At 42.1% G+C, this 22,771-nt stretch carries 19 protein-coding genes; 9 read left to right on the forward strand and 10 right to left on the reverse strand.

Annotated elements, in window-relative coordinates; translation table 11 throughout:
* Window positions 1-152: 152 nt before the first annotated feature.
* The 3 genes from DBR32_RS05915 to DBR32_RS05925 form a co-directional block, all read right to left on the reverse strand.
* Window positions 153-437 carry a hypothetical protein gene (locus DBR32_RS05915; protein WP_124635377.1) on the reverse strand — a complete coding sequence of 95 codons (285 nt, stop codon included), beginning with the start codon at window positions 435-437 and terminating at the stop codon, window positions 153-155.
* A gap of 147 nt (window positions 438-584) precedes the next feature.
* A complete protein-coding gene (locus DBR32_RS05920) occupies window positions 585-5,489 on the reverse strand; it encodes a PKD domain-containing protein (RefSeq protein WP_124635378.1) in 4,905 nt (1,634 codons plus the stop codon).
* A 175-nt stretch (window positions 5,490-5,664) separates the two neighbouring features.
* Window positions 5,665-7,257: a DUF6029 family protein gene (locus DBR32_RS05925; RefSeq protein ID WP_124635379.1), complete on the reverse strand. Its 1,593-nt coding sequence runs from the start codon at window positions 7,255-7,257 to the stop codon at window positions 5,665-5,667.
* A 162-nt stretch (window positions 7,258-7,419) separates the two neighbouring features.
* Here DBR32_RS05925 and DBR32_RS05930 point away from each other — a divergent pair, with 162 nt between their 5' ends.
* The 4 genes from DBR32_RS05930 to DBR32_RS05945 all read left to right on the forward strand — a co-directional run bounded on the left by DBR32_RS05930 (window position 7,420) and on the right by DBR32_RS05945 (window position 10,710).
* Window positions 7,420-7,920: a TlpA disulfide reductase family protein gene (locus DBR32_RS05930; protein ID WP_124635380.1), complete on the forward strand. Its 501-nt coding sequence runs from the start codon at window positions 7,420-7,422 to the stop codon at window positions 7,918-7,920.
* 107 nt (window positions 7,921-8,027) lie between these two features.
* Entirely contained in the window at window positions 8,028-9,371 is a 1,344-nt protein-coding gene (locus DBR32_RS05935) for a DEAD/DEAH box helicase (protein WP_124635381.1), read from the forward strand.
* Between the two features lie 33 nt (window positions 9,372-9,404).
* Window positions 9,405-10,178 carry a phosphodiester glycosidase family protein gene (locus tag DBR32_RS05940; RefSeq protein WP_199724370.1) on the forward strand — a complete coding sequence of 258 codons (774 nt, stop codon included), beginning with the start codon at window positions 9,405-9,407 and terminating at the stop codon, window positions 10,176-10,178.
* A gap of 4 nt (window positions 10,179-10,182) precedes the next feature.
* Window positions 10,183-10,710: a hypothetical protein gene (locus tag DBR32_RS05945; RefSeq protein WP_124635382.1), complete on the forward strand. Its 528-nt coding sequence runs from the start codon at window positions 10,183-10,185 to the stop codon at window positions 10,708-10,710.
* Between the two features lie 4 nt (window positions 10,711-10,714).
* Here the strand turns inward: DBR32_RS05945 and DBR32_RS05950 are convergent, their stop codons facing one another.
* The 4 genes from DBR32_RS05950 to DBR32_RS05965 form a co-directional block, all read right to left on the reverse strand.
* The gene (locus tag DBR32_RS05950) at window positions 10,715-11,101 is read right to left on the reverse strand and encodes a VanZ family protein (protein ID WP_124635383.1); all 387 of its coding nucleotides are present in this window, start codon (window positions 11,099-11,101) and stop codon (window positions 10,715-10,717) included.
* A gap of 19 nt (window positions 11,102-11,120) precedes the next feature.
* Entirely contained in the window at window positions 11,121-11,498 is a 378-nt protein-coding gene (gene gcvH / locus DBR32_RS05955) for a glycine cleavage system protein GcvH (protein WP_124635384.1), read from the reverse strand.
* Window positions 11,499-11,675: 177 nt separating this feature from the next.
* Window positions 11,676-12,212, reverse strand: a complete 537-nt coding sequence (gene hpt / locus DBR32_RS05960) for a hypoxanthine phosphoribosyltransferase (RefSeq protein WP_124635385.1) — start codon at window positions 12,210-12,212, stop codon at window positions 11,676-11,678.
* Window positions 12,213-12,291: 79 nt separating this feature from the next.
* The gene (locus DBR32_RS05965) at window positions 12,292-13,704 is read right to left on the reverse strand and encodes a hypothetical protein (protein WP_124635386.1); all 1,413 of its coding nucleotides are present in this window, start codon (window positions 13,702-13,704) and stop codon (window positions 12,292-12,294) included.
* 41 nt (window positions 13,705-13,745) lie between these two features.
* Between DBR32_RS05965 and DBR32_RS05970 the strand changes: the two genes are divergently transcribed.
* A complete protein-coding gene (locus tag DBR32_RS05970) occupies window positions 13,746-15,182 on the forward strand; it encodes an aminoacyl-histidine dipeptidase (RefSeq protein ID WP_124635387.1) in 1,437 nt (478 codons plus the stop codon).
* Between the two features lie 75 nt (window positions 15,183-15,257).
* On the opposite strand, the gene DBR32_RS05975 is transcribed toward DBR32_RS05970, so the two are convergent.
* A complete protein-coding gene (locus DBR32_RS05975; RefSeq protein ID WP_124635388.1) occupies window positions 15,258-16,199 on the reverse strand; it encodes an SPFH domain-containing protein in 942 nt (313 codons plus the stop codon).
* Between the two features lie 70 nt (window positions 16,200-16,269).
* Here DBR32_RS05975 and DBR32_RS05980 point away from each other — a divergent pair, with 70 nt between their 5' ends.
* Window positions 16,270-16,764 (forward strand): IPExxxVDY family protein, encoded by a 495-nt coding sequence (locus DBR32_RS05980; RefSeq protein WP_124635389.1) that lies wholly within the window; start codon window positions 16,270-16,272, stop codon window positions 16,762-16,764.
* A 58-nt stretch (window positions 16,765-16,822) separates the two neighbouring features.
* Here DBR32_RS05980 and DBR32_RS05985 read toward each other — a convergent pair whose 3' ends face one another.
* Both DBR32_RS05985 and panC read right to left on the reverse strand, forming a co-directional pair.
* Window positions 16,823-17,608: a 3-hydroxybutyrate dehydrogenase gene (locus DBR32_RS05985; RefSeq protein WP_124635390.1), complete on the reverse strand. Its 786-nt coding sequence runs from the start codon at window positions 17,606-17,608 to the stop codon at window positions 16,823-16,825.
* 4 nt (window positions 17,609-17,612) lie between these two features.
* Window positions 17,613-18,461, reverse strand: coding sequence for a pantoate--beta-alanine ligase (gene panC, locus DBR32_RS05990; RefSeq protein ID WP_124635391.1), 849 nt, complete (start codon window positions 18,459-18,461; stop codon window positions 17,613-17,615).
* Between the two features lie 236 nt (window positions 18,462-18,697).
* Here panC and DBR32_RS05995 point away from each other — a divergent pair, with 236 nt between their 5' ends.
* From DBR32_RS05995 to glmS, 3 genes are all read left to right on the forward strand, one after another.
* The gene (locus tag DBR32_RS05995) at window positions 18,698-19,513 is read left to right on the forward strand and encodes a glycogen/starch synthase (RefSeq protein ID WP_124635392.1); all 816 of its coding nucleotides are present in this window, start codon (window positions 18,698-18,700) and stop codon (window positions 19,511-19,513) included.
* A 136-nt stretch (window positions 19,514-19,649) separates the two neighbouring features.
* Window positions 19,650-20,966: a DUF4270 family protein gene (locus DBR32_RS06000; RefSeq protein ID WP_124635393.1), complete on the forward strand. Its 1,317-nt coding sequence runs from the start codon at window positions 19,650-19,652 to the stop codon at window positions 20,964-20,966.
* Window positions 20,967-20,974: 8 nt separating this feature from the next.
* A partial coding sequence (glmS, locus tag DBR32_RS06005) for a glutamine--fructose-6-phosphate transaminase (isomerizing) (protein ID WP_124635715.1) occupies window positions 20,975-22,771 on the forward strand: 1,797 nt, incomplete at its 3' end.

A 22,771-nucleotide genomic window follows, 5' to 3' on the forward strand; every position in this document is an offset into this window, starting at 1 on the left:
ATGATAGTATAACGAATACCACAGCTACACCCCTTCCCGATCACCCGGCGGCAAGGCCCGGCAATGGAATGACGATTTATGTATAAAACGCGTAATAAGGGGGGGATAACTGTATTATTGCACAACATCAATAATGTTCCTGCAATAAGTAACTAAACGATGTCGGGAGGTTGTATCAGGACTTCTAAATGATGTACTTTTATTAAAGCCTCGTCTAAGATAATATAGCTTGCCTTTTCCTGTGCACCACCATTTTCACTTTGCATACCGTAATGGAGATACCAAAACCTGTTGAATGCCGAATCTTTATCAGTAATATAACTATTATTATGGTGTACTTCTTCTTCAGAAATACGCTGCTTCGATATCACATCTCCTACCGCCCGCACAGGTATTAACTGTATGGCTAATAAGAAAAAAAGAAATATAGCAAGCAACACTCTCATTGTTGCGAAGATACGACATGAGTGCAAATTTTTTTTTTACATTAAAGTTAATATTTGCTAAACTTTTATAAAGGGTTTAAAAAGGGAATGGCATCCATAAAATAATGAATGCCATACCATTTTAAAATAACAGACTTATTATTTAATCACTTCAATTTTCCTGATGACGCTGCCCTTATCCGTTTCGATGCTGATCAGGTAAGTACCCGAAGCCACATGTCCAAAAGAGATTTGTTGTTTCGGTGCAGCAGTGGCTGCGGCATCATACACCAGGCTACCCAGCAATGTGTAGACCTGAATGCGGTTCAGTTTGACTTCCGGTGCTTTGTTTTCGATCGTTAGAGATCCGTCTCTGCTTGGATTAGGATAAACCATGATATCTGCGGTAATCCTGTTTTTTTGTTTCACAGAGCTGGTCAGCAGATTTACTTCTATTCGCAGGTTTGTATCTACAGATCCACAGTCGTTCGAGACCCTAAGGGTAATGTTATAATCACCGGATTGCAGGTATTGGTGATCGGGGCTCATAACGTTAGAAATCGGTGTACCATCTCCAAAATCCCATGCATAAGTCGTTACGGACTGTGGATTGATCGGGTTAAAGTGTACTAATCCGGGTTGCACATTAAACATCGGCACAAAATTAAATCCGTCTACCGTAGGATCATCATAGAAATCCACATGAATTGTGTCGCTTCCCTTACAGGTATACGTATTGGTTACCGTTACATTATAGTTTCCTGTGGTGGTAGGTGCAATGGTCTGTCCTGTTGCACCGGTACTCCATAAGTAGGTGCTCCCTGCATTACCCGCATTAAGGGTAAAAGGTGCATTGTTACAGATAATCGTGTCTGCCCCCAGATTAACCACTGGTAAGGGGCGCATTGTGATCACGGTGCCTGCTGTTGTTTTAGTACAACCCTGTGTATTGGTAATGGTTGCAGTATAGGTTCCGCCGCTTGTTACCGTAATGCTTTGGGTTGTAGCCCCTGTGTTCCATAAATAGCTTGCTCCGGGATTGCCGGCATTCAGCGTAAAGCTGCTTCCCTGACACAGGTTATGGGTTGCGGGCAATACGTCGGTTGGGCTAGGTTTAGTCGTTACAATGATAGTATCACGCTTGGTACAGGTATTAGCACCCGTTACCAGCACCCTATAGGTACCCGCAGCGGTTACCGCTAAAGTTGGTGTAGTCGCGCCGGTATTCCAGCTGTAGCTTGCACCTGCATTCGTTGCATTTAAGGTTAAAGTGGTATTGGTACAAATCGCCGTATCATTTCCCAAGTTCAGCACCGGGGCTGCTATGGTACTGATCACCGTGCCGGGTGTAGTGAGGCTACATCCTTGTGCGTTTGTTATCTTCACATTATAGGTACCCGGTGCGGTTATCGTTAAGGTTTGTGTGGTCGCTCCGGTATTCCATAAATAGGCACTGCCTGCATTACCGGCACTGAGGTTTAGACTGGCCCCCTGACATAGGTTAGCGGTAGCGGGAAGAATATTGGTCGGATTAACTCCTGCAGCAATCACAATCGTATCGCGTTTCACACAGGTATTGGTGCCCGTAACCGCTACATGATAAGTACCGGGTGTCGTTACACTAATATTTGCCGTAGTTGCGCCCGTACTCCATAAATAAGTTGCGCCTGTATTGGTGGCATTTAAATTGATGGTACCCGTACCACAAATAAAGGTATCATTACCCAGATTAACCACCGGTGCCGGGTTTACAGTGGCCAGTACAGCTGTTCTGGTACTTGCACAGCCCACCGTGGTATTACCCAAAGAAGCTTCTGCATAATAGGTTGTATTTGTCGCAATCGAAGGTGTTGCAAAAGAAGCCCCCGTTCCGATGGCCGTGCCGCCTGTTATCGCGGTAAACCATTTAATATTATTGCCTGCCTGCGCCGTTGCACTCAGATTGACCGAACCGGTACCACATCTTGATCCGGGAGTGGTAGATAAAATGGCTACGGTAGCAAATTGAATACATTTTACCGGGGAATAGCAATTGGTACCCCCTGTATTGATTCTTACTCGATAACAGCTTTGAGCACTCATTCCGGAAACCACATAAGTATTGGTATTAGCGCCTGCAATACTAGTCCAGCTGGCACCGCCGTTTATAGAGACATCCCATTGTAACGCATTTGCGGCATAACCAGTGGCTGGAAATAATTTCAAGGTATCCAGTCCGGTACCGCAAATCGTGTCGGCGGTGGCTGTGATGCTAAATACAGCCGGTGTTAAAACGGCATTAAGGGTATCGTTGGTAGGATCAGAATCGGGGCCTCCGTTAGGCAGCGTTGTCCATACCTGAAGGGGATTCACACCGGTATTAAAACTGTACGATCCGATGACAACGGTATCTGTATTATTTCCCGTCGCGGAACCTACAGGCACCAAAGTGCCGGTATAGGCAAAGGGTGTCTGCACTACCCCATTTACTTTCCAGTTGATTTGCGCGGTGCTAATGTTATTCGTACCGGAATTTTTAATCACCACTTTTACCTGCTGTACGCCGGAACAGAAATTTCCTGTCGGGCTCATCAAGGCCGGTAAAGAAGTATTGTTAGGACTGGCCACTATGGCTTCAAAGGCACCGAGCGTTGGCGTTGCCGGACGCAACAGTCCATTAATATCTGCAGGAACCAAGGCCGTTGTATTGGCACCGGTGCCCACTACTGCAAGATTGGTAGGGGTATAGTTTGCCGTAACTGCTGACACAAACTGCGGGTCTACTATCGGCGAGCCGATTTCATAGGCCGGGAATGCCGTTTGAAAAGCAGCCTGGGTCAAATAAGCCGTTGCCAAATAACCGTAGTTGGCGGTACCAGCCTGCGTGGTGTTGATATATACATCATTTTTTTGCGCGTCCGCTACACTGGTCGCAGTATTGTAGTAGAAGCCGTACTTGGTACTGGTTCCACCTGCGGTAATCGAAAGTATATTGTTCTTAAATTCTGTTGCGGTATTGGCACCTGTGGCATAGATACCATAATTTAAAGAAGTAGAAGAAAGATTTTGATCGATCAGTACGGTATTATGGTACACTTTATTGTACAGGGCAGTACTAAAGTATAGCCCATATAATGTTCCTCCCTGGTTGAGGTTGTAAAATAAATTATTCGCAACAATAATGGGTTGTGTTGCCGTACCATCTCCCAAAAGCTGAAAACCATAGAAGATACTGGTATTGCCAGCCGTTCCACCCGGTCTGTAGACCCTGTTATTGATCAGTTTGGTATTGGAAATATCGCCTGTGGTATAAATACCCGTAGTAGTGGTAAAAGATGTTGTTTTGTTGGTTCGGTGCATGATATTCCCATCAATCAGGTTGTTGGTGGTTGCACTCAGGTAGATTGCATAGAAATAAAAATTTTCGATCAGGTTGTTTTTCACAATATTAGAATCATTTCCACCACCGGAGATCGCAATACCATAATACATCCCGCCGGTACCGTTCGCACTCAGCAATTTATTGCCATAAATATAACAGCTTGCCCCGTTCATTCCCGTTGACGTTGCGGTCGAATTAGAAGAGGAGAATACAATACCACAATTGGTTGCCGATCCTACCGCCGTCACCAGGGTATTATCAAAAGTACAATTCGTGATACTATCATAACGACAGCCGTTGGTGATTAAAGCTCCCCAGGCAACTGAAGTGGATAAGGATTTAAAATTCACACTATCAATTCTTAAATATTTTGTGCCATTCAGCAGCAGCATATGCCGCTCTCCGGCATTTGTTGTGGTGGTAAATTGCACATTGGCGCCATTACCATTAATACGGATACGGTTTACATTACTGGCTCCGGGTATGTTGCCGAACTGAACCAATTCATTATATATACCCACTGTAGGCACAACATTTGCCGTAACAGGCCCGCACACACCATAAGTCGACAATGCTGTAGAAAATGCACCAAAACTGGCATAATTGGTTCCGCCGGTTGCTGAAGCACTATTGATGGTATAGACACCGGATAAAGAAGATTGTATATTGGTTCTGAATGTATCATTTGTCGTAAAACCATCAGCTACGCCATTCGGAAGTGTAGACCAGGCTTTAAAGGTAACCGGTACATTGGTAAAGGTATAATTGCCTAAAAGTACTTCTCTTTCATTGATCCCTGCACCACCAATGGTGTCCAGTGGTAAGCTAAGGTTGAATGGTGTTTGTGTGGTACCATTCAGCTGCCATTGGATCTGTACGTTATTCAGTACATTATTACCAAAGTTTTTAACTTTCACCTTAATATCATTGGCACCGGCACAAAAATATACAGGTGAGGTCAGGCTGGTGATCCCTGCATCATTGGTGGTGGTAATTTCCGAACTCACGGCAAAAACGTTAATAACCGATCCGGCATCACTGGTATTTGATTTCGTGAGCTGTATACTGGCTACCAATTTGCTTTGGTTGGCCGGGAGAATGGCTACGGTAATCTGGTATAAACGCGGCTCCGTGGCATTACTCTCCAATGCATCTGTACTGCGGTTGATACGGCCAAATCCCTGTAAAGCCACCGGTTGTGCCGTACTGTTAAACCAATCGGGTACAATGACATCCGTGCTGATCGGTTGGTTGGTACCGTCTGTAAAGTTTACCTGACCGGTAAAATAGCTGGTGCCACTGCCCGAGGTCATCAATAAAAACATTTTTTTTGTGGCAAGTGTATTGGCAAATGCAACCGTTGCACCGGTTCCGTTTGCCGCAATGCGTACACTGTTATTACTATTGTAAGAAGCCAAATTAAAGGATAACCCGGGCGTTGCTGCCACCGTACTGTTCACAATACCGGAAGCCGGGAAGCCCCAGGCCAGAGGCGTACTGGCTGCTGTTTGCTGCCAACCCTGTGCCACAAAAGCATAGCTTACACCATCTACATCCGAGGTGGTGGTTGCCAGGCCCGTACCAATTCCATTCACCACGACATCGGCACTATAACCGCTCGAGATATTCAGTGGTACATAAGCTGCATAAGTATATTGCACCGCAAAAAGGAGGGCTAATACGAGTAAAAAATTCTTTCTCATAGGAAAAGTTTATTATTATTTTTTGATGATGACATAAATATAAAAAACGGTGGCCATATTTTTTAACAAAACAATATATATTATTCACAAAAAAATATCCTAATAATAGAGACAGTACAAATAAAAAAAAGGTCAGTTTTTCAACCGACCTTTCTTGTGATATTAAAAGTATTTTTTAGAAGCTGGAGGTAATCATCACCCTCAAGCCATTAAATGCAGGCTCATAACGGCATACACCACCGGTACAGTTGATCCCTTCTACCTGTTTTACCCAGGCTGCAGAGAAACGGTGTGCACCTTGAGTATAAGCAACAAAAGCATTATAATAGTGTTGTGCTTTGCTTTCGCTGTGTGCCGGTTTAACATTGTACATATCGGATATCGCAAAAGACCATTTTGGTGCCAGGGCGTATTCTAATTGCAGAAATGCCCAGCTACCAAAGTCTTGTTTGGTATCCATATACTGCGCCTGAACGGTAATCGATCTCTTCGGAGATAATTTATAGGCAAACTCCATAAATGGTGTAATCGCTTTCACCAATGCATAGCCCGGTTTGAACTGATAATACTCCTGATTATATTGCATATAGTGTACGCCTAATTGCAGTCTTACATCTTTTATGCTTCTGATATTCGTTTCAAAATATGCTTCTCTGTACAGCTTTAATTTTTGGATTGTATTGATATGCGTATAGCTTACATTGAAATCGTATTCATCATTCGGGGAGTATAAGATATTACCGTTCAATGCCATTTCACTCCAGTCTAAAGACTGTGGAGTATAGCGGGCGATAAGGCGTTGCGGGCGGATCTGTGCCACAATAGGCTGCCAGTTGACCATACCCAGGTTAGCCGCTTCAGAAGGAGAGGTACGCATCACGAAGTTCTGTGTACGCTTAGCGGTAAGGTTAGCCGCCAGGCCTTTCAAAGCATAACTCATATTGGTATAAAATAAAGTCCCGTTGTTCACTTCGATATTACCATTGTAATTATTAAATGCTTCCTGACTTTTATAAGCACCTTCTACATACCATGAAAAATTACCGGCGGTCAGGGCATTATATGCCGTAGCAGCATACATATTATACTTGGGTTCTTTACGCTCATTTTCAGGCAATGCATTGATACGGGTAATGACCGCATCCATACTGTTTTTATCTAAAGTACGGTTAATGGCTCCGATACCGGGGTTAAAAAACACCTTGTCTTTAACCGAGAAACTACCTTCCACATTAATCCCTTTCACAATAGGATTATAGCGTTCAAACATATTCTTCTGCTGACCGGTAAAGGCTTTTACAGAAATCTTGTCTGTCAGTTCATATTTCAGCCTTAAACCGACCAGCGCATTATCGATCAGCAAGCCCCTGTCTTCATAGGCACGAAAGATAATACCACTACCGATCTGGTCGTAAATATAACCACCTGTAATGCTTAATTTTTCAAAATCTTTATTAATACTCCAGGCTCCGATACCAAAGCCCGAGGTGGGTTGCGTAGGTATTTTCAGATTGGAATTATGAAAAGCATCCATTCTCAAATAACCGGTAAAGCCATAGTTAGAGTAGCGTAGGCTCAGCCAGCTCTCTCCACCGCTTAATAAGTTATCATATAAAGGATTATCCGATGCTTTGATGGAGGTATCCCTGTTAAAGAAGTTGACATTGGTCATTAAATCTCCGGAGAGGGTTCCGGAATTATTTTGAGCAAATGACGTAACACCCGCTAGTAGGAGCGAGCTAAATAACATAGGTAGTTTTTGACCCATTAGATAACGAAGTTATTTTTTTGAATGATTAAACCATCATGCCCGTTTATGCTCTAAACTCATTAGTTAATAAAAATAGAAAAACAGGAACGATAAGCTAAAGTAGTGCTTTTTTACTATATTTGAAATCTTAAATTAAATAACCGTTAATAATAAAACTAAATGAAAAAAATATTTGCACTTGTGGCTGCCATCGCCATCGCTTTTCAGGTAAATGCACAACAGGGGTCTACATTGCCCGACACTAAGATTAAAGACTTGAATGGCAAGGCAGTAGCTTTTAATACGACTGTAGAAAAAGGTAAAGTAACCCTGATCAGCTTTTGGGCTACCTGGTGTATTCCCTGCAAAAAAGAAATCAAAAACATCAGAGGTAAACTGAGTGGCTGGCAAACTGAAACGCCCGGCTTCAATTATATGACCGTATCGGTAGACGATGCCCGTGCCATGGCACAGGTGCGCAGTTACGCAAAATCTCAGGGCTGGGATTTCCCAACCTATCATGATCCTAACTCTGATTTGAAACGCTCTTTAAACTTCCAGAATGTACCGTTCTCCATCATCGTAGATAAAGAAGGTAAAGTTGCTTATATGCAAACCGGTTTTGAAGAAGGCGGAGAAGATGTTTTATATGAAAAAGTAAAAGAAATTGCTGCGAAGTAAGCTCCTTTTACTGATCAAAAAGAGACCGTCAAGAACTGACGGTCTCTTTTTTTGCCTCTATCCCGTTTTATTCAGTTAGTTTTGCAGGCATATTTAATACCATACAAATGTCTCATTACACTTTTAATATAGCCGATATACTTACGGCAATGGATTTCGAAGCATTGAATGAAATGCAGGAAAATGCTATTGCAGCGGCGACCGAAAACGAAAATATCGTTTTACTCTCTGCTACAGGTTCCGGCAAAACATTAGCCTTTCTGATTCCGATTCTGCAACAGATAGATGCCGCACAGAAAAAGACGCAAGCTTTAATTGTCGTGCCTTCCCGCGAACTGGCCATGCAGATTGAAAAAGTGTTTAAACAAATGCGTACCGGCCTGAAAATTACCTGTTGTTATGGTGGCCATAAAAGAGAAATAGAAGAAAATAACCTTATTGAAGCGCCTTATGTAATCGTAGGCACGCCTGGTAGGCTCTGCGATCACCTCAGACGCAGCAATATCCAAACAGACGATATCAAGCACCTGGTCTTAGATGAGTTTGATAAAACGCTGGAACTCGGGTTTCAGGAAGAAGTTCAATTTATTATCGACAGCCTGCCCAATATACAGAAACGTATGCTGACCTCCGCTACCGCAGCCATGTCCATCCCGGAATTTGCCGGTATTACGGAACATAAAGAACTGAACTATCTTACCGGTGACAATACCCCGGAAGCTTTAGCGATTAAGAAAGTATTGAGTCCTGACAAAGATAAATCCAAAACAATCTTCGACTTGATTTGCCACTTAGGCAATCGTCCTACCATTATCTTCTGTAACCACAGAGAATCGGTAGAGCGTACCAGCCAATTGCTTTGGGAACAAGGTATTATCAATGAATATTATCATGGTGCGATGGAACAGCGCGACCGTGATGCCGCATTGAGCAAATTCCGTAACGGCAGCACCAGCCTTTTGGTCACCACAGATCTTGCCGCGCGTGGCCTGGATATTCCTAATATCCGTTATATCATTCACTATCACATACCCCTGACGGAAGACAGCTATACACACCGTAATGGCCGTACGGCAAGGATGGAAGCCAGTGGTACTGCAATCCTGATCTTAGGCCCGGATGAAAAAATGCCGGAATATATTACAGAAGAAGTAGAAACCATAGAACTGAAGGGCGCCTATGAAATTCCGGAGAAACCAAAATGGGTAACGGTTTTCATCCCCTTAGGCAAAAAAGATAAGGTCAATAAAATTGATGTAGTTGGATTTTTATCTAATGTAGGGGAACTGAAAAAAGAAGACATCGGATTGATCGAAGTAAAAGATTACAGTGCCTTTGTTGCAATCCGCAAAAGCAAAGCGACTCATGCCTATACCCTGATTAAAGAAGCAAGGATTAAAGGTAAAAAAGCAAAACCGGAGATCATCAAACAACAATTCCTGAACCGATAGTTTTTATCTGTCTTATTTATTGAATCATTCCTAATGCGTTCAAAACAGTTTATATACCTCATGCTTACCGGCTGTATGCTCCTGACATACGCCTGTAAGCATGTTTCGGAAAAGGACATTAAGGACGTTAAAAAGGAAGTGGCGAATACCATTGCCAAAGCGACCTCCGGCCCGGGTTTTATCCTTGATTATACCGCAAGCCCGGAAGCGGTTCAATTATTCTGGCAAGATGACAAAGGGCATACCTTTAAAAGCTTTGATAGCCTGGAACAATGGCTTGGAACGAAAAACCGTCATTTGGTTTTTGCCATGAATGCGGGCATGTATATGGAAGACAATAGCCCTTTAGGATTATACATTGAGCGGGGCATTCAAAAGCGGAAGATCAATACGCGAAGCGGAAAAGGCAATTTCTATCTAAAACCTAATGGTGTCTTTTATATTACTAAAGACAAAAAAGCGAAGATTGTAACAACTGAAAAATTTGTGGCAAGCAAGCAGATACTGTATGCTACACAATCTGGCCCTATGCTCCTAGTCGACGGGGCTATTCACCCAAAATTCACCAAAGATTCCAAGAATGTAACCATCAGAAATGGTGTGGGCATTTTACCGGACGGTAAAATATTATTTGCCATGTCCAAATCCTTCATTAGTTTTTATGATTTCGCGCTGTATTTTAAAGAGCAAGGTTGCCTGAATGCCTTATATCTTGACGGCGGTATCAGCCAGACCTATCTTCCGGAAAAAGATTATACCGATAAGGGTGGCAATTTCGGGGTGATGATCGGGGTTACCAAAGAGTAAGGATATGAAGAAGATTTTCTCCTTTTATTTCATTGCGGTTCTTTTTCTATTTTCACTAACCTCCTGTAACAGGCTAAAACCAGCTGGTTTCTGGTATAATTTCCAGTCAAAAGATATTAGCTATAAGGAATCTGATCATGGACCATGGGGTGGCCATACTGCCATATTGTGGCATTCAAAACACATAGGACATTTTGCTACCGAAACAGCGCTTGATTTTGCAAAAGAGAATGGTTGGATCTTTGTCGATAGCACCCAGGTAGCCAAGCTAATAGTGAACGGATGGGTCTATAATGAGAAAAATATTTTCCCTTTATCATATTCAGATACCTTTAGGCCACATGTTATCAGCTTCTCTGCTACATTTGCCCATTTCCCCAGGCAAATTAATACTGAAATGACGGTTTATCGTTTTAAAACAGGTTGGATAAGCATACATGCGGAAACAACCCAAGCGGAGGAAATCAATGGATTCCTGACCATGAGTATGGATAAGAAGGAAATGGCGATTTACCACAAATGGGGTGAGTAGCTCCTTACCGACACAAACGATTAGCAACAAAGAATACACCAATACCCATTAAGGCTCCGAGCCCATCGGCAAGCGCATCATACAGATCGAAACTGCGACCGGTTACCCAACCACTCCCCTGCAATACCTCTAAGGCATAGCCATAAGCGCTGCAAAAAAATAAGACCCTGAAACTTTGTATAAACGAGGGGTTCCGGAAAATGCACAGAAGCAGGAAAGCCAGGGCAGCAAATATGCCAAAGTGTACCAGTTTATCGTATTCAAAGATACTCAGGCTGGGAATATCTTTCCCGGGTAGTAAGCAACCCACAAAAATAAGCGCAGCCCATCCTATAGAAAGAAGTACTGCGCCCGTTTTATGCGTCACCAACCAATTGAAGATGGTTTTCATGACTGTTTATGACTATATCTTAAGCAATTACCGCTTGATAAGCAGCAGCATCTAATAATGCTTCTACATCAGCAACATTGTCTACTTTTACTTTTACCATCCATCCTTTTCCATAAGGATCGCTGTTTACCGCTTCCGGCTCTGCAGCAAGGTCTGCATTTAATTCCAATACCGTACCGGCAACTGGCAAATACAAATCAGAAACGGTTTTCACCGCTTCAACCGTACCGAAAACTTCGTTAGCACCTAATGGTTGTCCTACCGTTTCTACTTCTACAAAAACGATATCACCCAATTCTTTTTGTGCAAAATCGGTAACGCCAATTGTAGCGATATCACCTTCTAAAGATATCCATTCGTGTTCTTTAGTGTACTTTAAGTTAGCAGGAATGTTCATGTTTGTTTGTGTTTTTTTTAAATTATGTATGTTGCGAAAATACAATTTTTACGTATTCTTGAAAACAAATTTATAAATATATAATTTCAATATAAAACTTATCACTGATAGAATAGCATTAAGCCGTTCTCTTGTTGGCCAATAGCCTTACTGAGCCACGCAAATCGTGTATAAAATTTACTCTGCCAATTGGTAAATGCTCGGGATATTTCTACCCAGTCCATCATAATCCAGGCCATAACCCACTACAAACTTATCGGGGATTTCAAAACCCACATAATCCGGGTTTACATCAAACAAACGTGCAGAAGGTTTGGTCAGCAAAGTAGCTATTTTTAAAGACTCGGGTCCTTGTTGCAACAATTCCGGGATAAACTGGAATAAGGTTCGGCCGGTATCCAGGATATCTTCCAGCAGGATGATATGGCGGTCTTTTAAGCGTTCATCCAGTCCAATAGCAGTAATTACTTTTCCGGTAGAAGTAGTGCCTTTATAAGAGGCTAATTTAATAAAGGATATTTCCGCTTCGATACTGAGTTTGCGAAACAAGTCTGCTGCAAACAAAAACGATCCGTTCAAAATAGCGATAAACAAAGGTTTCTTGCCCGCATAATCGGCACTGATTTGTGCCGCCATCGCGACACATTTGGCATCGATGTCAGATGCAGAGATATAAGGTACGAATTGCTTATCGTGTACAGTAATTTGATCCATTTCTTGAGACTAATAAGATAGCGCTGCAAAAGTAGGTAATTATATACTCTTTAGCCACAATAAAAAAGCATCAATATGACTAGGATTTCAATTTAAGCAGGTCCAAAACACCTTCATTTTTCAAAACGATAAAGCCTATTTTATCGTTAGATACGCCTTCTTTTAAGGCATAGGTAAATTTATAATCACCCTCTTCTGTAATATTGGTATGGCAATAGCGAAATAAAATATTCGGGGCGCCTTTCAACTCATCATACAATTCGTACAAATGGGTAGACAGGGCAAACAGATTGTTTCGGTGTTGTAATAAATGCTGGATTACGGCCTTGCTGCATTCATAAGCATCATGCACATTAGTTCCTTTAAAAAGCTCATCCATCAATACAAGTTGCCGGTTGCTCTGTTGTATTTTTTGCGCGGTTAATTTCATTCTTTGCACCTCTGCAAAAAAGTAGCTTTCCCCCAGGAAAATATTATCTTCTACCTGCATATTGGTAATGATACCATCCAAAAAACTGATCGTATAGGCCGTGGCGGGTACTCCCATACCGATATGCGCCAGCAAGGCACTAATCCCCAGGCTCCGCAGCAATGTGCTTTTGCCCGACATATTAGCGCCAGTCAGAAAAAGCATGTTCTGCATATCGGTCAAAGAGAGGTCGTAAGGCACCGGTTTTTGTAGTAAGGGATGGTACAGTTTTTCGGCCGATAGCTGTATTTCAGGATCGTCTATGACCACCGGCATAGTAAAACCTAATGCCATCGTGGTTTTAGCCATCGCACACCAGGCATCCATCTTTGCAAACTGGTCCAATACGGCAGGCATATATTTCTTCAATACGCGCCGGGCATGGTAACCGACATGCATCAACTTACGCAGTGGCGTATGCTTATCCATCTCAAGAAGATCCTTACAAAGCGGTTCTTTTAGTAATTGTACAAAGGTTTCCTGCGCATGCATAATTAAAGCCGGCTCATCCTCGTCGGGAATGGCAGACAGTGCTTGCAGGCCTTTGGCCAGGTCGATCAGGTGCATGACCGAAAATTGTAATAAAGAATACGCATTCTTATTGAAGACCTTTTGCAGGGCTGCATCTACAGAGAATAACCAGGAGCTGGGTTTATAATGTAAGCCTTCATTAGATTCGAAAAATTCACGCAACATAACCACCGTTCCGTTAGAGATCTGCTCCGGCCATTCGGATTGATGCCGGATCCAGTATTGTACCGCAGCTTGCTGCTGCTGCAAATCCGCATACTTTTTCTGCGGATGCATCACAAAATGCCGGAGCTGTTTGCTTCCCAAATGTGTGGAACAACGATTCATCAGGTCGAATACATTCACGGTTCCGGTAAATATGGAAAGGTCTTTTAACGTTATCGTATCAATATGCACAGAAAAGAGTTTGGTGGTTGCTACAGAGACGAAAATAATTGTTTTTTCACCAAAATAATACGCCTTATTTTTTTCAACAATAATTTCACGATCCATATTATGCAATACGGTTACCTTTGTGACAAAACAAATAATTTATGCCCTTAAGCAATATTGAACCTCAGATTATCTGGAAGAATTTTTCCAAATTAAATGCTATTCCCCGCCCTTCTAAAAAGGAAGCCCGCGTGATTGAATTCATCAAAACCTTTGGTGAAAGTTTGGGTCTGCCCACTACGGTAGATCCCGTAGGTAATGTGATCATCAAAAAGCCAGCAACGGCAGGTATGGAAGATCGTAAAGCGATTATCCTGCAATCTCACCTGGATATGGTATGCCAGAAGAACAATGACACAAATTTCGATTTTGATACGGAAGGCATCAAAATGAAAATAGAGGGCGATTGGGTAAAAGCAGAAGGAACTACTTTGGGTGCTGACAACGGCTTGGGTGTTGCCTCAATCATGAGTATATTAGAATCAAATGACATTCCGCATCCGGCTTTAGAAGCGTTGTTTACGATAGATGAAGAAACCGGTATGACGGGTGCTTTAGGCTTAGTAGCCGGGCAATTAGAAGGGGATATCTTGCTCAATCTGGACACAGAAGAAGATGATGCCTTCAGCATTGGCTGTGCCGGTGGGGTTGATGTAACGGCCACACAAACTTATGAGCTGACTGAGGGTAGCGGCGATGCCGTTATGGTAAAAATATCCGGCTTACAAGGTGGGCATTCCGGTATGGATATCCATAAGGGCTTTGGCAATGCGAATGTTCTTTTAGGCCGTTTCTTACACCTGGACATTGATGACATTCAATTGATCAGTATTGATGGAGGTGGTTTGCGTAATGCAATTCCAAGAGAAGCAGCCGCGACTTTTTATTGTGTGGGATTTGAGGATTACCAGGAGGCTTTTGAGGAACTGAAAGAAGCCGTGATGGCCGAATTTAAATCGATAGAAGCCGGATTAAAAATAGAATTATTAAAAGCAGACACTACCGCGCAGGCTTTATCAACAGAAGACTCATCGATGATTGTATATGTACTCAAAGCCTTACATAATGGCGTGTACCGTATGAGCCCGGATATCGAAAACCTGGTAGAAGCGTCAAATAACCTTTCCCGCGTGTCTTTAAAAGACGGCGCACTGTCTATACAATGTTTAACACGTTCTTCGGTAACCTCTACTAAAGTTCAGGTGGCAGAGCAATTACAATCGGTATTTGAATTGGCCGACATGAGCGTTTCTACCGATGGAGATTATCCCGGCTGGAAACCCAACGTTGATTCTGCTATTTTGAAAGTAATGGTGGATCTGTACACGCAGAAATTTGGGCAGGAACCGCATGTAGAAGCTTGCCACGCCGGACTGGAATGTGGGATCATCGGTGCCCATTATCCAGAGATGGAAATGATTTCTTTCGGACCAACGATTAAAGGGGCACACTCGCCGGAAGAACGTGCCAGCATCAGCTCGACGCAAAAATTCTGGGGTTTCTTAAAAGATATCTTAGCGAATATCCCTAAAAAATAAGACTGCAGTAAGCGTATAAAATTAAAGCCCCGAAATGATTTCGGGGCTTTAATTTTATAAAGAATATATGTTACCCTATTTCTTCTCCTGATCTTTGGATAAGATGGTTGAACCTTGTGCAATAGACATCATTTCTTGTAAGGTGCGTTGCATGCTGTTGTTGCTACCGTCTAAGAAAATAGTATTTCCTTTACCGTTCTCTGCAAAATGCTTGATCGCATCAGTCCACATGGAAAATAAGATAAAGGAAGCATCCAGATTGGCTTGTTCCATTTCTTTTGCTGCTGCAGCCATACCATGCGCGACTTCTTCACGGAATAAGGCTACCCCTTGTCCTCTTAACTGTGCGGCCTGGCGCTCTGCCTCTGCCTGAATTTTAATGGCATTACCATCGGCCTCGGCACCTTTTGTTTTAGTGATCAATAAAGCCTGCCCTTCGTTTTCAGCAGCGGCTTTCAGGTTATTGGAAGCCACGACCTGTGCCATCGATTTCATGATAACCTCATCAAATGTAATATCATTGATCTGTAAATCGATCAGGTGATATCCCCACTCTTCCAGCGATTTATCCAATTGTTCTTTTACATGCAAGATAATTTCACCACGAAGGCCTAAGATCTCGCTTTGTTTCTTTGTTGCCACAAAAGCACGTACGGAACCTTCTACGGAGCGCACCAAGGCCTGCATCAGACTACGTTCGTCCATAAATTTAAAGGCGACGCTTTTAATGGTTTCTTCTTCCTGATTAAATACTGCATATAACAGCATGGCAGAGAAGTTTACATTGGCCTGATCCTGGGTAATCGCCTGGAATTTCAGTTCAATCGAACGGTTTTGAATAGAAATACGTTTAAAGATCTGTTCGATAAAGGGTATCCTGAAGTTCAGACCCGGACGTAAGACCCGTCTGAATTTTCCGAATATCGTAACCACTGCTACGGTTCCTTGCTTTACCGTTACAAAAAAAGTGAGTAATAGCGCAGCTACGACAGCAATGATAATGTACGTTGGGGACATAGTTTCTAAATTTTATTTGAGAGAATGCTGCTAAAATAAGTAATTTTAGCCATCTAAAGATAAAGGACTTTTGGAACAACTCACCCTCGATATCGGAAAAATTGAAGATACTTTTTTTGGCAACTGTCAATTATTGGGTATCCAGACGACGCTAAGTGCCACCCGGCTCTGTTGGTTACTGGAGCACAACCTGGGTTTATGCTTCCAAAGAAAAATGATGGATGATATTGATGTGCGCCGGATTTACGACATTCCAAAAGCCCCGCAACTCAGCGGAACGCTGTTTGACGACATTGATACGCCGGAAGAACCGATGCATTTTTCGGTATACCGGCATGTATTCAATCATACCGATTCAGGCATTTTGCTCTACGCCAACCACCGAAACGGATATTACCTGTTACCGGAGTCGCGCAATCAAAATTTCCTCCTTCTGATCCAGGATGAAGATTTCTGTATTATGGAAAAATCATTACCGGAATGGCTCACCCACATTCCTGCGATAGAGCAGGTCAACCACTTACATCTCGATAAGATCAAAAACAAAGCCAACCTAATTATATAATAATAGGGGGTATCGCTAAAGCGATACCCCCTATTATTATGCAACGATTATAATTTTCTTAGTGGGCCGTCCAGCCGGCATCTACCGACAGCGCAATACCGGTCGTAACCGATGCTGCAGCACTATCCGTCAGGAATAATACGGATTCCGCAATCGCCTCTACCGTGATAAATTCTTTTACCGCATGCTCTTTTAAAAATACATTTTGAATCACTTCCTCCCGCGTCATATTGTGTACTTTCATCTGATCGGGAATCTGACGTTCTACGATAGGCGTAAAGACATAACCCGGACATACCGCATTTGCTGTAATGCCGAACTCGCCTCCTTCTAAAGCCAGGGTCTTGGTAAAGCCGACAATACCGAATTTAGAAGAGACATAGGCACTTTTAAAAGGGGAAGCAATCAAACCATGTGCCGAAGCAATGTTGATGATCCTTCCGAATTTTTGTGCTTTCATTTTAGGCCATAAAGCCTTGGTCATATGAAAAGCCGCATTTAAGTTTATGTCAATGATCGCATCCCACTTTACTTCCGGAAATTCTTCTACAGGTGCCACAAACTGCACCCCTGCATTGTTGACCAGGATATCTACTGTCCCGAATCGCTCCAGGCTTTGCTCCGCCATATCCTTGATCTGTGCCGGATCAGACATATCTGCCGGAAAAAACAAATGCTGGATATTATGAGCCGTCGCAACTTCTGCTGCGATCTCAGCACCATTAGGTTCTAAGCCATTGAAGACAATGTTATACCCTTTTTGTGCATACATTTTGGCTATTGCCAAACCGATACCACTGGTACTTCCTGTAATTAAAACGGTTTTCAATTGAGATACAGACATTTTATTATTTTTTAAAAAGTAAGTTGTCTATTAAACGCACTTCCCCGATAAAGGCAGCAACGAGTGCAATCATATTGCGGGAAGCATCATAATCCTCTAAAAGCTCCAGGGTATCGGCATCGGCAAGCATCACATAGTCTGGCCGAAACCCTTTATGAGTGAGCAGATCGAGGCATTCCTTCTGTACGATTGAAAAAGATTTTTGGTTGTTTTGTGCTTCTATGGAAATCAGGCATTGGTAGATCGTACCTGCCAGTGCACGCTGAGATTCGGTAAGCCTGCGGTTACGCGAACTCATCGCTAACCCGTCTGCTTCTCTTTTGGTGGGTACAAAATGGATTTGAAAAGCATCACCACGTAAGGCCATCAATCGTTTAATCACCATGCACTGCTGGTAATCTTTTTGCCCCATATAGAGATCATCAGGTCCTACCGCATCGATCAGTCGACTCACTACCTGCGCTACACCTTGAAAGTGTCCGGGCCTTGATGCGCCATCTAAAACGGTTTCGATATATCCAAGAGCATACGCTTCCAAACCGGCGGTTCCTTCAGGGTACATCTCGGTTACATCAGGCAAAAAGAGCAGATCGCAACCGACTGTAGTCAACAGTTCAATATCGCGTTCTACCGTAACCGGATACTTTTCAAAATCCTTAGGATCGTTGAATTGCGTGGGGTTTACAAAGATGCTGCAGATAATGATGCGGTTCTTTGTTTTTGCTGTTTGAATAAGGGAAACATGGCCATCATGTAAGGCGCCCATGGTAGGTACAAAACCAATTGTAGCTCCTTCGGAGCGGTATTGTTGAATCAAAGCTTGTAAAGCTGCTTTTGATTTAATTATTTTCATTATTCTAGATAATGTAGCTTATATGTAAAATATTGGTGAAAGGCTTTCAAATTATGGATATATCCATATAATATTCGTACCTTTGCCGTCAAACCTACCATAAAAAATGGTTAAAAACAAAAAAACGTGAAATTTATAACATTTTACATTGCCCCCTCTAGATCAGTCTCTTATCTGAATGATTGATTTGCTTAGCTACAGTGTTATAAATATTTGTAAATTTTAAAAGTGCTTGAATGTCTAAAAAAAGAGTTTTAATCATCACGAGTGAACTTTCTCCATATTTGGAATCTTCAGATTTTGCAGAATTATTAAACAAACTATCCGTAAAAACCTTTGACGCCGGAATGGAGATCAGGGTTATTATGCCGAGGTTTGGTACAATAAATGAGCGTCGCCACCGTTTACATGAAGTAGTGCGCTTATCCGGAATCAATGTAGTTGTAGATAAAGAAGACCATCCATTACTGATTAAAGTGGCTTCTTTACCGAATGCAAGGTTACAGGTTTACTTTATGGATAATGAAGATTTCTTCAAACGAAAATTCGTATACCGTGATGCTGAAGAGCAATTTTACAACGATAATACCGAACGGATGATCTTCTTTGCAAAAAGTTCTTTGGAAATTGTAAAAAAATTCGGTTGGCCTCCTGATATTATCCACTGTCATGGTTGGATGACTACTTTGGTACCGATGTTCTTAAAAACAGCTTATAAAAAAGAACCCGTTTTTGCACAATCTAAAACCGTTTTCACCGCACAACAAAAACAATTTGAAGAAAAGTTGTCGGATGATATGTTTAAAATGGTACTAAACAGCGTTCCTATTAAAGATAAAGATCTGGAGCCTTACGGAAATGATTATGACGGGCTTAATTATGGCGCATGTAAATATGCCGATGTCGTTATTCATGGTCAAAGCATGCTTAATGATAATATAATTAACGATTTCAAATCGAATAAAACGAAAAAAGTGGTACCTTACAATACCGAATGGTCTGAGGATATCAGTAGTTTATTCGAAGTATATCAAACACTGGCAGTAGATTAAATTATAACACAATATAAAATTAAAGAATCAATTGGTTACTTCAATCAACAAAAACATTTTAAAAGCCTTGGCTGTTTGCACAGGCTTTTTTTCTTTAGCATCCTGTAGAGAGCATTCTATATCTCCAAAAGGGATTATGCCGGAAGTAGATAACATTAATACCTTTGCCCTTGGTACCGGTGATTTCGATATCTCTTTTTACAACAGGCTCTCTGATTCTATCATCACCAGCAAGTTTTTCCTGACTACAGGTACCACAACCAATTATGCAATTGGCCTGGGTGGCTATACCGATCCCTTCTTTGGCAAAACGATTGCTTCTGCTTATTTACAGTTCACGCCCTATAAGAGCAACTTTAAATTTCCGGCCAATATCACGATGGATTCTGCGGTGCTGGTATTACCTTATGCTATCAGTACAAACGGCAACAAGAGTTATGGAGACACGACCAAGTCGCTGAATCTAAAAGTGTATAAAACAACCAATAAAGTTGAGGTAACGCAAGCTTATTACAGCAACTCCAATATTGCGACAGAAACGACGCCTATAGGAAGTGCCAGTATTCCTTTTTCCCGCTATAGTAAATATAGTTCTGCGATCTTGGCAACAGGCGATACGACTACAGGACAATTGAGGTTAAAACTCGATAATACTTTTGCTCAGGCCTTTAAAAATGCAGATACCCTTAATTTCATCAATACAAGTGCTTTCCAGGAATATTTAAAAGGGATTTACATTACACCCGATCCGGCACAGAGTATGGATTTGATGAGTTATTTCATCATCCCGACTATTGCTTCGGGCGATCAGAAAAGCCTGAGTGCTGCACGTATCGAATTCCACTATCATACACCGGATTCGGTAATGATGAGCAGTATCATTGCAAAATATGAGGTATGTGGATTCTTTAGTAATTACAACCGTATCTATACCGGTGCCCCTGCGGCAGCTTATCTGAATAAAAATTCAGATTCTGTATTGATCCAATCGGAGCCGGGCTTTAGTACAGACATTACCATTGATCAATTAAATAAAATACCACAAGCGGTAATCAATAAAGCCGAATTGGTCTTCACAACCGTGAACCTGGCAGGCACACTCAATAGCATTTTCACGCCGATTGATGTTGTTACCCCTGTTTTATTGCAAAATAACCAGGAGCTTCCTTTATATGAAGTACTGGACAATAATGGTAATGCCAACACGGGCGGTTCTTTGTTTGTAAATCCTTATGCCCAAAAGAAAACAATCGGGGGTATTGAATATACCCAATACCGGATCAATATTCCACGTACCTTGCAACATATAATTGCGGAAGGAAAAACCAAAATTACTATCCGTATCAGAGGCTCCAAAAACTACCCGGGTATGTACAGAGTCTTAGCACCGGGCATCACTTCCGGCGCAGATACGAAATTTCAATTTAATATCATTTACACTAAAAAACAATAATATCATTTATGTGTGGTATCGTAGCATACATTGGGAAAAGAGAGGCTTATCCTATCTTAATTAAAGGGCTTCAAAGACTGGAATACAGAGGTTATGACAGTGCGGGAGTAGCATTACTGAATGATACTTTGCAGGTATATAAGAAAGCAGGGAAAGTATCAGATCTACTGAAATTTACAGAAGATAAGGATGTTACCGGTACGATCGGTATCGGTCATACCCGTTGGGCTACTCACGGAGAGCCGAACGACAGAAATGCCCATCCGCATGTATCCAATTCCGGTGAATTTGCTTTGGTTCATAACGGGATTATAGAAAACTATTCTGCCTTAAAAGAACAATTAAAAAACAGCGGTTACACGTTTACTTCTGATACCGATACGGAAGTATTGGTTAATCTTATTGAAGAAGTAAAGAAGCAAGAGCAGGTATCTCTGGAAGATGCGGTACGTATTGCCCTGAATGAGGTAATCGGTGCGTATGCTATTGTGGTAATTGACAGAGCGAACCATGACAATCTTATTGTAGCCCGTAAAGGCAGTCCTTTAGTATTGGGTATCGGCGACCAGGAGTTTTTTGTGGCTTCTGATGCATCTCCGATCATTGAATACACCAAGAATGTCGTCTATCTTGACGATCAGGAATATGCTGTTGTAGACAGACAAGGTAATTTTACGATCAAGACCCTGGGTAATGTAACGATTACACCGTTTATCCAAAAATTACAGTTAGACTTAGAATCTATTGAGAAAGGTGGCTTTGAGCATTTTATGCTGAAAGAAATCTATGAGCAACCGCGCGTAATCGCTGATGCGGTCAGAGGTCGTATGAGTGCTTCTGAAGGATGGATAAAATTAGGTGGGGTAAATGAATTTGCCAACCGGATCAATAAGGCAAAACGCTTTGTGATCACGGCTTGTGGTACTTCATGGCACTCTGGCCTGATCGGGGAATACCTGATCGAAACACTGGCGCGTGTACCGGTAGAGGTAGAATATGCCTCCGAGTTCCGCTACAGAAACCCGATTATTAATGAAACAGATGTAATTCTGGCAATCTCCCAATCGGGAGAAACAGCCGATACCTTAGCGGCCATTGACATTGCCAAAGAGCGTCAGGCACTGGTATATGGTATCTGTAATGTGATTGGCTCTTCTATTGCCCGTGTATCGCATGCCGGTTCTTATACCCATGCCGGTCCGGAAATAGGCGTTGCTTCTACAAAAGCATTCTCTACGCAGGTAGTGATCTTAACCTTAATGGCTTTACAGATTGCCCAACAAAAAGGTACCGTTTCCAACTCTTATTTACGTCAGGTGTTATATGAATTGGAGAACCTGCCTAAGAAAATGGAAAAAACGCTGGAATTAAACGACCAGATCAAAGCGATTGCGGAAAAGCTGAAAGACTCGCAAAACTTCTTGTACCTGGGTCGTGGTTACAACTTCCCGGTTGCCCTGGAAGGTGCACTGAAGCTTAAAGAAATTTCTTATATCCATGCCGAAGGTTATCCGGCTGCCGAAATGAAACACGGCCCGATCGCCCTTATTGATGAGCAAATGCCGGTAGTGGTATTGGCCACCAATGAAAGTGCTTATGAAAAAATTGTATCAAATGTACAAGAAGTAAAAGCACGTAAAGGTATCGTAATTGCTGTAGTGAATGAAGGTGATAAACAGATTAAGGAGATGGCAGATTATGTAATCGAAATTCCGCAAACTGAAGAAGTATTAACTCCTTTATTAACTGTTATTCCATTACAATTATTGTCTTATCATATCGCTGTTATGCGTGGTACGAACGTA

This window comes from Taibaiella sp. KBW10, from assembly GCF_003852495.1.
Classification (GTDB): Bacteria; Bacteroidota; Bacteroidia; order Chitinophagales; family Chitinophagaceae; genus Edaphocola.

Bases quoted from the DNA above. Each gene is read 5' to 3' on its own strand.
- DBR32_RS05920 (WP_124635378.1), bottom strand. From the start codon at position 5,489: ATGAGAAAGAATTTTTTACTCGTATTAGCCCTCCTTTTTGCGGTGCAA.
- DBR32_RS05925 (WP_124635379.1), bottom strand. From the start codon at position 7,257: ATGGGTCAAAAACTACCTATGTTATTTAGCTCGCTCCTACTAGCGGGT.
- DBR32_RS05930 (WP_124635380.1), top strand. From the start codon at position 7,420: ATGAAAAAAATATTTGCACTTGTGGCTGCCATCGCCATCGCTTTTCAG.
- DBR32_RS05935 (WP_124635381.1), top strand. From the start codon at position 8,028: ATGTCTCATTACACTTTTAATATAGCCGATATACTTACGGCAATGGAT.
- DBR32_RS05940 (WP_199724370.1), top strand. From the start codon at position 9,405: ATGCGTTCAAAACAGTTTATATACCTCATGCTTACCGGCTGTATGCTC.
- DBR32_RS05945 (WP_124635382.1), top strand. From the start codon at position 10,183: ATGAAGAAGATTTTCTCCTTTTATTTCATTGCGGTTCTTTTTCTATTT.
- DBR32_RS05950 (WP_124635383.1), bottom strand. From the start codon at position 11,101: ATGAAAACCATCTTCAATTGGTTGGTGACGCATAAAACGGGCGCAGTA.
- gcvH (WP_124635384.1), bottom strand. From the start codon at position 11,498: ATGAACATTCCTGCTAACTTAAAGTACACTAAAGAACACGAATGGATA.
- hpt (WP_124635385.1), bottom strand. From the start codon at position 12,212: ATGGATCAAATTACTGTACACGATAAGCAATTCGTACCTTATATCTCT.
- DBR32_RS05965 (WP_124635386.1), bottom strand. From the start codon at position 13,704: ATGGATCGTGAAATTATTGTTGAAAAAAATAAGGCGTATTATTTTGGT.
- DBR32_RS05970 (WP_124635387.1), top strand. From the start codon at position 13,746: ATGCCCTTAAGCAATATTGAACCTCAGATTATCTGGAAGAATTTTTCC.
- DBR32_RS05975 (WP_124635388.1), bottom strand. From the start codon at position 16,199: ATGTCCCCAACGTACATTATCATTGCTGTCGTAGCTGCGCTATTACTC.
- DBR32_RS05985 (WP_124635390.1), bottom strand. From the start codon at position 17,608: ATGTCTGTATCTCAATTGAAAACCGTTTTAATTACAGGAAGTACCAGT.
- panC (WP_124635391.1), bottom strand. From the start codon at position 18,461: ATGAAAATAATTAAATCAAAAGCAGCTTTACAAGCTTTGATTCAACAA.
- DBR32_RS05995 (WP_124635392.1), top strand. From the start codon at position 18,698: ATGTCTAAAAAAAGAGTTTTAATCATCACGAGTGAACTTTCTCCATAT.
- DBR32_RS06000 (WP_124635393.1), top strand. From the start codon at position 19,650: ATGCCGGAAGTAGATAACATTAATACCTTTGCCCTTGGTACCGGTGAT.